The 12,901-nt window shown below is 71.8% G+C and carries 13 protein-coding genes; 3 read left to right on the top strand and 10 right to left on the bottom strand.

What is annotated here, in order from left to right; genetic code table 11:
- Positions 1-37: 37 nt before the first annotated feature.
- A complete protein-coding gene (locus OG357_RS31860) occupies positions 38-670 on the bottom strand; it encodes a MerR family transcriptional regulator (RefSeq protein ID WP_329624414.1) in 633 nt (210 codons plus the stop codon).
- 134 nt (positions 671-804) lie between these two features.
- On the opposite strand from OG357_RS31860, the gene OG357_RS31855 reads away from it, so the two are divergent.
- From OG357_RS31855 to OG357_RS31845, 3 genes are read left to right on the top strand one after another with little or no spacing between them, the layout of a single operon-like run.
- Positions 805-1,773 carry a hypothetical protein gene (locus OG357_RS31855; protein ID WP_443066835.1) on the top strand — a complete coding sequence of 323 codons (969 nt, stop codon included), beginning with the start codon at positions 805-807 and terminating at the stop codon, positions 1,771-1,773.
- Positions 1,770-2,195: an ABA4-like family protein gene (locus OG357_RS31850; RefSeq protein WP_329624413.1), complete on the top strand. Its 426-nt coding sequence runs from the start codon at positions 1,770-1,772 to the stop codon at positions 2,193-2,195. The genes OG357_RS31855 and OG357_RS31850 overlap by 4 nt, the downstream gene beginning before the upstream one ends.
- 9 nt (positions 2,196-2,204) lie before the next feature.
- On the top strand, positions 2,205-3,170 hold the full coding sequence (locus OG357_RS31845) for an ADP-ribosylglycohydrolase family protein (protein ID WP_329624412.1): 966 nt from the start codon (positions 2,205-2,207) through the stop codon (positions 3,168-3,170).
- A gap of 189 nt (positions 3,171-3,359) precedes the next feature.
- On the opposite strand, the gene OG357_RS31840 is transcribed toward OG357_RS31845, so the two are convergent.
- The 9 genes from OG357_RS31840 to OG357_RS31800 all read right to left on the bottom strand — a co-directional run bounded on the left by OG357_RS31840 (position 3,360) and on the right by OG357_RS31800 (position 12,882).
- The gene (locus tag OG357_RS31840) at positions 3,360-4,769 is read right to left on the bottom strand and encodes a cytochrome P450 (RefSeq protein ID WP_329624411.1); all 1,410 of its coding nucleotides are present in this window, start codon (positions 4,767-4,769) and stop codon (positions 3,360-3,362) included.
- Between the two features lie 175 nt (positions 4,770-4,944).
- Positions 4,945-7,770: a DEAD/DEAH box helicase gene (locus OG357_RS31835; protein WP_329624410.1), complete on the bottom strand. Its 2,826-nt coding sequence runs from the start codon at positions 7,768-7,770 to the stop codon at positions 4,945-4,947.
- Between the two features lie 44 nt (positions 7,771-7,814).
- The gene (locus tag OG357_RS31830) at positions 7,815-8,816 is read right to left on the bottom strand and encodes a diacylglycerol kinase (protein WP_329624409.1); all 1,002 of its coding nucleotides are present in this window, start codon (positions 8,814-8,816) and stop codon (positions 7,815-7,817) included.
- Positions 8,817-8,858: 42 nt separating this feature from the next.
- Positions 8,859-9,767, bottom strand: coding sequence for a twin-arginine translocase subunit TatC (gene tatC, locus OG357_RS31825; protein ID WP_329625755.1), 909 nt, complete (start codon positions 9,765-9,767; stop codon positions 8,859-8,861).
- A 104-nt stretch (positions 9,768-9,871) separates the two neighbouring features.
- Positions 9,872-10,165 (bottom strand): Sec-independent protein translocase subunit TatA, encoded by a 294-nt coding sequence (gene tatA, locus OG357_RS31820; protein ID WP_024755463.1) that lies wholly within the window; start codon positions 10,163-10,165, stop codon positions 9,872-9,874.
- A 185-nt stretch (positions 10,166-10,350) separates the two neighbouring features.
- Positions 10,351-10,548: a hypothetical protein gene (locus tag OG357_RS31815; protein ID WP_056650224.1), complete on the bottom strand. Its 198-nt coding sequence runs from the start codon at positions 10,546-10,548 to the stop codon at positions 10,351-10,353.
- A 35-nt stretch (positions 10,549-10,583) separates the two neighbouring features.
- Positions 10,584-10,829 (bottom strand): hypothetical protein, encoded by a 246-nt coding sequence (locus OG357_RS31810; protein WP_443066762.1) that lies wholly within the window; start codon positions 10,827-10,829, stop codon positions 10,584-10,586.
- A 126-nt stretch (positions 10,830-10,955) separates the two neighbouring features.
- On the bottom strand, positions 10,956-11,909 hold the full coding sequence (locus tag OG357_RS31805) for a helix-turn-helix transcriptional regulator (RefSeq protein ID WP_141298678.1): 954 nt from the start codon (positions 11,907-11,909) through the stop codon (positions 10,956-10,958).
- A gap of 16 nt (positions 11,910-11,925) precedes the next feature.
- On the bottom strand, positions 11,926-12,882 hold the full coding sequence (locus OG357_RS31800) for a helix-turn-helix transcriptional regulator (protein ID WP_329624407.1): 957 nt from the start codon (positions 12,880-12,882) through the stop codon (positions 11,926-11,928).
- Positions 12,883-12,901 lie beyond the last annotated feature (19 nt).

The raw sequence follows: 12,901 nt of genomic DNA, 5'->3' as shown, positions 1-12,901 counted from the left end.
GGGGGGGTGGGGGCCGAGGCCCTCACCCCCCTCCGCGTTACGTGGCGCCGCCGAAGATGCGGTTCGAGGCGTCCACCTGGGCCAGCCGTCGCATCGCCGCGAAGATCGCGTCACCGAGGGCCGTGCCGACGACCACGCTCTCCACGAGCTCCTCGCGCGCCACATGGCGCGCCACGTACTCCAGGTCCGCGCCCGCCACCCGCTCCGCCGCGTCCGCGTACGCGTCCAGGACCTCGGCGAAGCTGCCGTGGCCGACGTCCTCGAGGGCCGCGAGGGCGGCCGCCAGCGCCTCCGCTGCCGGGTTGTCCGGATAGGCGTGCCAGCCGCGGGCGGCGACCAGGTCAGCGACCTTCTTCCGTGCCTCCTCGATTCCGTCGTCCGGCTCACGCTCGTAGCGCGGCACCATGCGGTTCGCCGCGACGCCCAGCACCTTGTGGACCGACTTCTCGGGATCGTCGACCGCCACGATCACGTCACGGATCGCGGCGACCGACAGGCCGCCCACGTCCAGGAGCGCCCGGATCAGGCGGAGGCGCTGCATGTGCGTCTCCCCGTACAAGGCCTGGTTCGGGCTCGTCAGCTCGCCGGCCGGCAACAGCCCTTCCCGTACGTAGAACTTGATCGTCGGCACGGACACCCCGGTCCTCCGACTCAACTCTCCGATGCGCACCGCGTGTTCACCTCTCCGATCCTCAACGGCCTTGCCGACCGACACCCCCATCATAGATAGTGGGGCTATCAGATAGCGGCGAGTGCCACTATCTATATTCTTCCCACGGGGGGATCCGTATGTCCTCACTCAGCATGTCCTCGCTCAGCCCACTCGCCCGGCTGCACCGACCGCTGGTCTGGTTCGCCGGCTCGATGGTCGCCGTCGCGCTCGTCTCCGCCGTCGGCCTGGTCGTCGACGACCGGATCCTGGTGGGTGTGCCGATCTGGACCAAGCCGTTCAAGTTCTCGGTCTCGTTCGTCGCCTACGGGCTCTCGCTCGCCTGGATGCTGTCCCTCCTCGCCCCGCTCCCCCGCGCCCACCGCGTCGGCTGGTGGGCCGGGACCGTGGTCGCCGTCGCCGGCACGGCCGAGATGGCGCTCATCGTCCTCCAGGTGGTCCGCGGCACCCAGAGCCACTTCAACGAGGCGACCCCCTTCGACGCGGCCGTCTTCCGGCTCATGGGAGCCACCGTCGCCATCCTGTGGTTCGGGGCCCTCGCCATCGCGGTGCTCCTGCTGCGCGCCCGGATCCTCGACCGAGCCACCGCCTGGGCCGTCCGCCTCTCCTCGCTCATCGCCCTCGCGGGCGCCGCCGTGGGCTTCCTGATGGTGAGTCCGACCCCGGAACAGCTGGCGGTCGACGACTCCCCCATCGTCGGCGCCCACAGCGTCGGAGTGTCGGACGGCGGCCCCTCGATGCCGCTGACCGGCTGGTCGACCACAGGCGGCGACCTGCGCGTGCCGCACTTCTTCGGCATGCACGCGCTCCAGCTGCTCCCGCTGCTCCTGCTCGTCCTGACCGCCCTCGCACCGCGCTTCGCCCGCCTCGCCGACGAGCGGTTCCGCCTGCGGGTCACCCTCACCGCCGCGGGAATGTACGCGGCGACCTTCGCCCTCCTGACCTGGCAGGCGCTGCGCGGCCAGGCCCTGTTCGCGCCGGACGGCGTGACGCTCGCCGCCGCGGGAGCGATCGCCCTGCTCGGCGCCGCCGCACTCTCCCTACGCGCCCCCGCCCCCTCCCCTTCCGACTCCGACTCCGACTCCGAGGAGCTCCCGGCATGACCGCCTTCCTCTTCGAGCTGACGTTCCTCCTCGCGGCGCCCGTCTGGCTGCTGATGATCTTCGCGCCGAGCTGGCGGGTCACCGAACGCGTCGCCGCCTCTCCGCTGACCGTCCTCCCGCTCCTCGCGGTCTGGGCGATCCTGGCCGCCCCCGTCTTTCCGGAACTGTGGACGGCGGTCAGCAGCCCCGACATCGACACCTTCCGCGACCTGACAGCCCTCGCGAACGGCGCCGGCGCGATCTGGGCACAGATCCTCGCGTGGGACCTGCTCCTCGGCCAATGGATGTACCGCGAGGCCCGCCGCCTCGCCCTCTCCCCCTTCCTGATGGCTCCCCTCCTCCTCCTGACGATCCTCCTCTCCCCCATCGCCCTCCCGCTCTTCCTGGCGGCCCGAGCCTGGAAGGCCCGGAGCGCGGACTAATCTCCCCTCATGCGACACACCGACCGCGCCGTGGGCGTCGTCCTGGGCTCCGCGATGGGCGACGCGCTGGGCGCACCCTTCGAGTTCGGGCTTGCCGGCGTCTTCCGCGAACGCTTCCCGGACGGCATCGGAGAGCTGTGCGGAGGCGGTGGCTGGGACCCGGGTGAGGCGACCGACGACACACAGATGGCCGTTCTCGTCGGGGAGTCGCTCCTCGAGCACGGCGGTCTCGATCTACCGGACGTCTTCCACCGGTTCCGCCGGTGGGCGGCGGCCGACCCGAAGGACATCGGTCTCCAGACAGAGCAAGTCCTGCTCGGCGGCGACCCGTGGGACCGCGCGGCGTCGATGCACTTCCAGATCAACGGGCGTGCCGCGGGAAACGGTTCGCTGATGCGGGCGTCGACCTCCGCCGTCTACTTCGCCGCGCGGGGCCGGGCGGAGACGATGGACGCCGGTCGGCGGATCGCGGCGCTGACGCACGGGGACGGCGCGGCCTGGGAGGGGACGGCGATCCTCCACGAGCTGGTTCGGGTCGCCCTCCTCGGCGAGGACCCCGTCACCGCGCTCCCCGCCACCCTTGCCGAAGTTGCCCCCAAGCACCGGGAGCGCTGGGCGACGGTCCTCGCTCCCGCCTGGCACCCGGGCGACGCCACCGAGTTCAACGGCGCGGTGTGGCCCTGCCTGGGCTCGGCGGTGTGGGCACTGCGCACCACGGGCTCCTTCGAGGAGGCCCTCGCCGCAGCGGTGGACCTGGGAGGCGACACCGACACGGTGGCGGCCGTGACCGGCATGCTCGCGGGCGCGGTGTACGGCCCCGACGCCCTCCCCACCCGCTGGACCTCCACCCTGCACGTTCCGCTCCCCGGCTCAGGCGGCCGGATCCTGCGCGCCGACGATCTGCGGGATCTGGCGAAGGCGCTGACAGAGCAAGGCGGATGGGAGGAGCAGCGGCCGGAACCTCCCCATCGGTGAGGTGGAGGGGTCCGGCCAGGTCGGCCGGCCGGCGTCCGGATCAAACGCGCTCCGACGACCAGACGGAGGCGGCCCCCAGGGAGCCTCCTGCCACTCCTTCCAGGCACCCATCGCGGTGTCGAACTTCTCGGAGTCTTCAGGCATCCGGTGCCGATGGCGGCGCCGCCCGCCCCCGGACCCGTCGGGACGTCAGCTCCGGGCGCGGACCGTGGCGAGGACCTCGCGGTCCGGTTGGAGGGTGAGGCTCGGGACCGGGCGTATGTCGTCGGTGGTGAGGTCCAGGTGGTAGCGGCGGGCGAGAACGGCCAGCACCAGGACGGCCTCGACGAGCGCGAAGCGGGTGCCGAGGCAGACGCGGGGGCCGCCGCCGAAGGGGAACCAGGCGTACTCGGGTATCTCCTCGGCGGGTTCGCCGTCCTCGGTGGTGAGCCACCGCTCGGGGCGGAACGCGTCGGCGTCGCCGTACCAGCGGGGATCGCGCTGCGTGGCCCACTGGCTGGACCAGACGCGGGTGCCGACGGGGACCGGCTCGCCGCCGAGGGTGGCACCTTCCTTGGCAATGCCGGTGATGAGCCAGATCGTCGGGTAGAGACGCAGGGTCTCCTTGACCACGGCCTGGGTGTAGGGGAGGGAGGCGTAGTCGTCGTAGCCGGGCTCGTGGTCGGCGAGGACCCGGTCGAGCTCCTCGGCGAGGGCGTCGCGGACGCGCGGGTTGCGGGAGAGCAGGTGCCAGGCCCAGACGAGCGTCGAACTGGTCGTCTCGTGGCCCCCGATGTAGAGGGTGACGGTCTCGTCCCGGATCTCCTGGTCGGAGAGACGGGCACCGGTCTCGTCCCGGGCGGCGAGGAGGCGGCTGAGGAGATCGGGGCGCTCGGTGTCGCCGTCGCGGTGCCGGGAGACGACGCGGGAGACCTCGGCGTCGATGACGGCGGTGGCGCGCTTGATGCGGGCGCGCCCGGGCGTGGGAACCCAGTCGGGCAGGAGCGCTCCGATGCCGCTGAACTCGGCGCCGATCTCCTGCTGGGCGATGTCCATGGCCCGGCCGATTGCCTCGGCGTCGGCGGCGGTGTCGACGCCGAAGATGGTGCGGACGGCGATGAGTTGGGTGAGGGCCGCCATCTCCTTCTTGATGTCGATGTGCTGTCCGTCGGTCCAGCGGTCGGCGAGCGCGACGGCGCATTCCGCCATCGTCGCCGCGTAGGAGCGGACCTGCTTGGGGCGGACGGAGGGCTGGACGAGGGAGCGCTTGCGCCGCCAGTCGGCGCCCTTGGCGACCACGACCCCGTTGCCGAGGAGGGTGCGGAAGGCGATGCCGAGGTCGGGCTGGTCGAAGGTGCGCTCGACCTCGGTGAGGAGTTCGCCGACGGTGTCGGGGTGGGCGATGAAGAGGGCGGGGCCGCGGCCGAAGCGCCAGCGAACGAAGTCGCCGCGCTCCCGCAGCTGTTCGAAGAAGGCGAGGGGGTCCTTGCCGAAGGCGGGCAGGTTCCCGAGGAGGGGCAGCCCTCGGGGGCCTTCGACAATGGCCGGGCGACGGTTGTCCGGTGTCGGCTGTGCCGTGTCGCCGAGTGTCCCGGCGTCCTGACCGGCTTGCGTGGTCATGTGCGTCCCCTCCCCAACTGGCCTTCCCCGTGTGCGAGTCCATGCAAGCGGAAGGGTCGACCCGAGCGCCACCCCTGTGGACAACGCCCTGTGGACAACCATGCGCACAGGGGACGGAACGACCGGTGCCCGTGGCGTGATCGCCACGGGCACTGGCCTGAAGGAACCGGAGCCGTCAGCCCACCGAGCTGTAGGCGACGACACCCCGCAGCAGCGACTCGACGGCCTTGCGGGCGTTCTTGGAGACCGTGCTGTTCTCCTTGGGCGCCGCGGCGGCGATCTGCCCGAGGACGTCGATGACCTGCTTGCACCAGCGGACGAAGTCACCGGCGGGCATCTCCGCCTCGCGGAGCACCTCGTCGAGGCTCTTGTCGGAGGCCCACTGGTAGGCGGCCCAGGCGAAGCCGAGGTCGGGCTCGCGCTGGCCGACCCCCTCCGCCTGGTTGATCTTGAACTCCTCCTCGAGGGCGTCGAGGCGGCCCCAGATCCGGACCATCTCGCCGAGCGCCGCCTTGGCGTTGCCCGTGGGCAGCTTCGGTGCGACGGCGTCGTCGGCCTGGCGCGACTCGAACACCAACGCCGAGACACAGGCCGCGAGTTCGGGCGGGGTGAGACCCTCCCAGACACCGTCCCGGAGGCATTCGCTCGCCAGCAGGTCGAGCTCGCCGTAGAGCCGGGCCAGCCGCTTGCCGTTGTCCGTGACCTCGTCGGCCCGCAGGTAGTCGAGCTCGGTGAGGAGCGCGACGATCCGGTCGAAGGTCCGGGCGATCGTGTTGGTACGGCCCTCGATGCGCCGCTCCAGCTGGTGCGTGTCGCGCTGGAGGCGGTGGTAGCGCTCGGCCCAGCGGGCGTGGTCCTCGCGCTCGTCGCAGCCGTGGCAGGGATGGGCGCGGAGCGCGGTGCGCAGCCGGGCGATCTCGCGGTCGTCGGCGGCGGCCGCGCGCTGCTTGTGGTGACGCTCGGGATGGACGTGCCCGGCCTTGGTCCGCAGCGCGGAGGCGAGATCCCTGCGGGACTGCGGCGAGCGCGGGTTGAAGGACTTGGGGATCCTCATGCGGTCGAGCGCCTCGACGGGGACCGGGAAGTCGATGGAGGCGAGCCTCTTGACCTGCCGCTCGGCGGTGAGGACGAGGGGACGCGGTCCGTCGTGCTGCTCGAAGCCCCGGTGGCCGTTGGTCCGCCCCGCGGGGATCCCGGGGTCGAGGACGAGGGCGAGTCCCGCGAACTTGCCGGTGGGGACGTGGATGATGTCGCCCGGCTTGAGCTTCTCCAGCGAGCCGGCGGCCTGGGCACGCCGCTGGGCGGCGCCCTGCCGGGCCAGTTCCGTCTCGCGGTCCTTGAGGTCGCGGCGGAGCCGCGCGTACTCCTCGAAGTCGCCGAGGTGGCAGGTCATGCCCTCGCGGTAGCCCTCGAGCCCCTCCTCGTTCTTCTGCACCTGGCGCGAGATGCCCACGACGGAGCGGTCGGCCTGGAACTGGGCGAAGGAGGTTTCGAGGAGCTCGCGGGAGCGGTGGCGGCCGAACTGGTCGACGAGGTTGACCGCCATGTTGTACGAGGGCCGGAAGCTGGACCGCAGCGGGTACGTGCGCGTGCCCGCGAGCCCGGCGAGGTGGCCCGGGTCGAAGCCGCGCTGCCAGAGCACCACGGCGTGGCCCTCGACGTCGATGCCACGGCGGCCGGCGCGGCCGGTGAGCTGGGTGTACTCGCCGGGTGTGATGTCGGCGTGCTGCTCGCCGTTCCACTTGACGAGCTTCTCCAGGACGACGGACCGCGCGGGCATGTTGATGCCGAGGGCGAGGGTCTCGGTGGCGAAGACGGCCTTCACGAGGCCGCGGACGAAGAGCTCTTCGACGACCTCCTTGAAGGTGGGGAGCATGCCGGCGTGGTGGGCGGCGATGCCCCGCTCCAGCGCTTCGAGCCACTCGTAGTAGCCGAGGACGTGGAGGTCCTCGGTGGGGATGGAGGCGGTCCGCTCCTCGACGATCTCGCGGACGCGCAGACGTCCCTCTTCGTTGTTGAGGCGGAGTCCGGCGTGAAGGCACTGCTGGACGGCGGCCTCGCAGCCGGCGCGGCTGAAGATGAAGGTGATGGCGGGCAGAAGCCCCTCGGCGTCGAGGCGCTCGATGACCTCGGGGCGGCCGGGGGTCCAGATGCGGGAGCGCTGGCGGCGCTCGCGCTCGCGGTCGGCCTCACGGATCATCTTGCCGCGGCGCCGGTCACGCGGGTTGTACGTCGAGTTCTCGGTGCGGGCCAGGCGGACGAGGTCGGGGTTGACCTCGCGGCGCGCGGAGCCGCGGCCTCCGTGGTCGGTCTCCTCCTCGAAGAGGTCGTACATCCGGCGTCCGGCCAGGACGTGCTGCCAGAGGGGTACGGGTCGGCTCTCGGAGACGATGACCTCGGTGTCGCCGCGGACGGTGTCGAGCCAGTCGCCGAACTCCTCGGCGTTGGACACGGTCGCGGAGAGTGACACGAGGGTGACGGATTCGGGGAGGTGGATGATCACTTCCTCCCAGACGGCGCCGCGGAAGCGGTCGGAGAGGTAGTGCACCTCGTCCATCACGACGTAGCCGAGGCCGGAGAGGGCCTGTGACCCCGCGTACAGCATGTTGCGGAGGACTTCGGTGGTCATGACGACGATCGGCGCGTCGCCGTTGACGCTGTTGTCGCCGGTGAGCAGGCCGACCCTGTCCGCGCCGTACCGCTTGACGAGGTCGGCGTACTTCTGGTTCGACAGCGCCTTGATGGGCGTCGTGTAGAAGCACTTGCGGCCCTGGCTGAGGGCGAGATGGACGGCGAACTCGCCGACGATGGTCTTCCCGGAGCCCGTTGGCGCGGCGACGAGCACGCCCTTGCCCGACTCGAGGGCCTGGCACGCCTCGATCTGGAAGGGGTCCAGGTCGAAGTCGTACATCTCGCGGAAGGGGGCCAGCGCGGTCCGCTGCTCGGCGTTGCGGGCGAGAGCGGCTGCGTACGCTTCGGCTGGTGTGAGGTCCTCTGTCATCTTGTCATCGAGCCTACCCGCCGCCTCTGACAGTGACGCGATCTTTATCGGGGCAATGCTCCCGGGGGCACGGGAGGCGCCAGGACGCGCAGGGCGCCGGGGACGCACTCCACCGTGAGGGGCAGCTGGCCGAGGGGCTCGCCGTCGGCGTAGCCGGTGATGCCCGGTGCGTCGAGCGTGAGGGAGCGGACCCGGTACGTGGTGACCTTCGGGTGGTCGAGGTGGGTGCCGCGGTAGACGCGGGGGAACACCTTGATCAGCGTCGTGCGGGAGCAGTCGCCGACGACGGTGACGTCGAGGAATCCGTCGTCGGTACGGGCGTCGGCGCAGATGCGCATGCCGCCACCGTAGGACGTGCCGTTGCCGACGGCGACGAGGGTCGCGTCGGTCTCGACGACCCGCCCGTCGTCGAGGGTCAGCCGGTAGGGGACGGGCCGGAAGGCCGCGAGTTCGGCGAGGATGGCGAGGTCGTACTTGAAGCGTCCGGCGGGGAGGCGCATGCGGTTGCCGCGGTCGTTCACGCGGGAGTCGAAGCCGGAGGCGAGGACGGTGCCGAACCAGCGGGTGCCCGCCCCGCCCGCCGCCTGCCCGGGGCCCTCGCCTGCCGCCTGTCCCGGGTCCCCGCCCGTCGCCTGCCCAAGGTCCCCGCCCGTGATCCGCCCGAGGTCCATCGCGTGGCCGCCGGCGCCCTTGAGCAGATCGGCGGTGACGCGGGCCGCCGCGGCCGGGGCGCGGACCGGCAGGCCGAGGGTGCGGGCGAAGTCGTTGCCGGTGCCGACGGCGATGACTCCGAGCGGCGTCCGGGTCCCCGCGACCGCCTGGAGCGCGAGCGAGATCATGCCGTCGCCGCCGACGGCGACGAGGGCTCCGGTCCCCGCGTCGACGGCCTCGCGGGCGCGCCGCAGGGCGTCGTCGGCGTCGTGCCCGAGGAGGGTACGGACGGAGAATCCGGCGTCCCTGAGGGCCTGTGCGGCGGGTTGCGCGGCGTGGGCGCCGCGGCCGCGGCCTGCGGTGGGGTTGACGAAGAGGGTGATGTCGCTGGTCATGTGGGGGTCCCCCCGGACGGAGTCTGGGGGGACCCTACAAGATCAGGTGATGTCGTCGTAACCGTTGACCCGGTGGGCGGCGGATCCGCCGGTCTCCCCCGGCCCGGTGGCCTGCTCGGGCAGGGCCCGCGCGGCGCCGACGGGTTCGATGGCGCCGACGGCCTCGGGGGTGAGGTCGAGTTCGGAGGCCTCGTCGTCGTCGAGAGCGGCGTCGGGGTTGTTGCGCTTGCGTCGCCGGTCGTTGAGCAGCGAGAAGCCGACGGCCCCGAAGTACAGGATCGTGATGGGCCCCGCGAGGGCGATCATGCCGATCGGGTCGGTCGTGGGGGTGATGACGGCGCCGAAGACGAAGACGCCCATGATCACGCCGCGCCACCAGCCGGCCATGCGGCGACCGGTGAGGACACCGGTGAGGTTCAGCATCACCAGGACGAGCGGAAGCTCGAAGGCGAGGCCGAAGACGAGCACCATGCGCAGGGTGAAGTCGAGGACGTCGCCGAGCGAGAGGATGTTCGCGGAACCACTAGGCGTGAGGCTGATGAGGACCTTCACGCTGATCGGGAGGATCAGGTACGCGAGGTAGGCGCCGGCGGAGAAGAGCGGCACGGCCGCGCCGACGAACGCGTACGTGTACTTCTTCTCGCTCTTGTGGAGGCCGGGCGCGACGAACGCCCACAACTGGTACAGCCAGACCGGGCTCGCGACGACGAGACCCACCGTCAGGGACAGCTGGATCGTCGTGCTGAAGGGGGCCATCAGCGTGTTGAAGGAGACGATCGCGCAGTTTCCGCCGTCACTGGTGACGCCCTTGGCGCAGGTGGGCACCGATTGCGTCAGGAACTGCATGAGCTCCTCGCTGTACACGAGGGCCACGATCGTCACCGCAGCGACGGCGAGGAGACCTTTCGCCAGTCGGTTGCGGAGTTCACGCAGGTGCTCCACGAGGGGCATCCGACCCTCGGGATCCTTCTCCTGCTTGCGGGCAGACTTGGGCAACCCACGTCCTCATCTCGTGCGGCAGCCGCCGCACAGTGCGGCGGCCGCGGCGGACCGGGTCAGCGCTTGGTCGTGTCCGAGGGCTCGGTCACGGGACGCGAGCTGGTCACGTCGCCGGGAGCGGCCTGGATCGTGCGCGGCGCGGGCTGCGCGTCCTGCGCTCCGGTTCCGGCGTGCGGCGGGTCGGCGGGGGCGCTCTGCTGGTCGTCCGACTTCATCGCCTTGGCCTCGCTCTTGAGGATGCGGGCCGACTTGCCCAGCGAGCGGGCCATGTCCGGAAGCTTCTTGGCACCGAACAGCAGGATGATGACGACGAGGATGAGAATGATCTCGGTGGGGCCGAGCCTACCCATAGCTTTTACCTTCTTCACCGAGGCGACATTGGAGTGCGTGCCCGGCGGGTCGGACATGCGTCCGGCCACCGCGCTGCCTGCGATCGTAACCCGCAGGAGTAAACGCGAGGCAATGCCCGTGCATACTCCCGATTGCGTCCCGCGCCCCCGGGCCGAGGCCGCTTCGTGCAGCGTACGGCACCGACTCAGCGCAGTGTCTCGCCGGTTCGGGCCAGTCCCACGGCGGCCGTTTCGAGCTCTTCGGCGGCCTGGGTGATCCGTTCTGTGGTGCGGGCCACTTGCCGGCCGAGGCGCTGGACCTCCAGAAAGACCTTGATGCCGAGGACGCCGAGGACGGCGATGCCGAGGAAGCCGAGGGCGATGGCGAGCATGGGCCAGAACATGGGCAGAGCCTAGACCTTGAGCGGGTGGGGGTCGTTCAGACGGTGGTGTGGAGGCGCAGGGTGCGGACGCCGCCGCCGGTGAGGAGTTCGATGATGCGTTCGCCCGCGGGTTTGCGGACGGAGCTGCCGCATTCGGGGCAGGTGAAGGAGTAGAAGGTGGTCCGCCGGCTGGCGCCGATGGCGAGGCGCAGGGCGCTGGCGGAGAGCTCGAAGCGGGAGCGGCAGTCGGGGCAGGCGGCCTTGAAGAGGACCGGGGCCATCGTCGCAGCAAGACCAGGCATGACGGACATCTCCCTCGTTTCCCTACGGCGACAACCGGCTCGGCGGGAACCGGTTCGGCGACGACCGGTCAGGCGACGACCGGTTCGGCAACTACGTCAGCAACAGCGTCCTCGCAGCGGAGGACGTCACACGCCCTCGTACGCGGCGAGCGCGGCGGTCGCCGCCTCCCGGGCGCTGTCGGCGAGCTCGCGCGGCGCGACGATCCGCCCGTCGCTGCCCAGCCGGAGGGCGAGCCTCCGCAGCGAGGCGGGGTCCGGCGTCCGCAGGGTGATCCGCAGGCCGCCGTCGGGCAGCTCGTCGGCGCGGTCGTGCGGGTAGTACTCGGCGACCCACCGTCCGCCGGGGCCGACCTCGACCACGACCTCGGGGTCGTCGGCGGAGGGCTGGACCAGCCCCTCGGAGAGGTCGCGCAGTTCCAGCTCGGGCGGCGCGGCGTGTTCGTCGAGGAGCCGGATCTCGACGACCCGGTCGAGTCGGAAGGTGCGGCGCGCCTCGGAGAGCCGGCACCACGCCTCCATGTACGTGTGGCCGACGGCGAAGAGCCGGATCGGGTCGACCTCGCGCTCGGTGAGCTCGTCGCGCGCGGGCGAGTAGTAGCGCACCCACAGCCGCCTGCGCTCCGAGATCGCCCGGTCGACCTCGGCGAAGACGCCGCCCTCGGACTCGAAGGTGACCGAGAGCCGCGAGCTGGCCCCGGCGGCCTCGCCGGCCGCCGCCTCCAGCTTGGCGGTCGCGCGGACCAGCGCGTCGCGGTCGCTCTCGCGGAGACCGGGCAGGGTGGCGACGGCACGGGCGGCGACCAGGAGGGCGGTCGCCTCGTCGGCGGCGAGCCGCAGCGGCGCCGCGACGTCGTCGGGGTTGTGCCACCAGATCCGGTCGCCGTCGGTGTCGATGTCGAGCAGATCGCCGCCGCGGAAGCTGGTGCCGCACATGGGCAGCACGTCCAGGTCGGAGATCAGCTCGTCCTCGGTGATCCCGAAGGCGCGCGCGACGTCGGCGACGTGGGCGCCGGGGCGCTCACGGAGATAGGTGACGAGGGACAGCATCCGCCTCGTCTGGTCGATCGCGTTGGCAGCCATGCGGTACGTCTCCCCCTCAGCCCTTGGCCACGGCGCGCAGCCGGTCCAGTACATCCGCCCGCAGATCGGCCGGTTCCCGTACGACGACGTCCGGGCCGAACTCGACCAGCCAGGCGTCGAGCCCGTGCCCGTACGGGATCTCCAGCTCGTCCCAGCCGTCGTCGCCCACCTCCACGGACTGGGCGCGGGCCCGCAGCGGGTAGCCGCAGCCGGCGCGCAGCCGGATCCGCGCGGAGCGGGTGGCGGTCTCCCCCGCCCAGCTCTCGACGGTCTCGCGGACGGTGACGACGTCGGGTACGGGCGCGGTGAAGGCACCGGCCCGGGAGCGGACCTTGCCGGTGATCCGGGAGAGGCGGAAGACGCGCTCGGCGCCCCGGTCGCGGTCCCAGCCCGCGAGGTACCAGTGGCCGCGCCAGCATTCGAGGGTCCAGGGCTCGACCTGGCGGGTCTCGGGGCGGGCGGCGTTGGCCTTGCGGTAGTCGAAGACGACGGGCCGACGGTCTCGGCAGGCCAGCATGAGGGGCTCGAAGGCCGCCTCGTGCACCGGGATGCGGGGTTCGAGGGCGCTGGGCTGGACGTCGTACGAGTCCTCCGCCTCGGGCATGCCGGCGGCGCGGAGCTTCTGGAGGGCGCCGCTGGCGGCTCCCGCGAGCCGGGCCTGCTGCCAGACCCTGGCGGCGAGGCCGAGCGCGGCGGCCTCCTCGGCGTCGAGGGTGATGGGCGGGAGGCGGTTGGAGTCGCGGCGGGCGAGGTAGCCGGTCTCGCCCTCCAGGTTCTCGACGGTCTCGATGACGAGACCCAGCTCGCGCAGGTCGTCCTTGTCGCGCTCGAACATCCGGTTGAAGGCGTCGTCCCCGCTCGCTTCGAGGTAGGCCTCGATGGAGCCGCGGAGTTCGCGCTTGCTCAGCGGGCGGCGCGTCCCGAGCAGACACAGCGCGAGATTCATCAGCCGCTCGGACTTGGCAATCGCCATCGACGCCCCGCACCTCTTT

Origin of the sequence: Streptomyces sp. NBC_01255, from assembly GCF_036226445.1 — a bacterium.
Lineage (GTDB): Bacteria > Actinomycetota > Actinomycetes > Streptomycetales > Streptomycetaceae > Streptomyces.
This window is presented reverse-complemented; position numbering and strand designations above follow the sequence as displayed.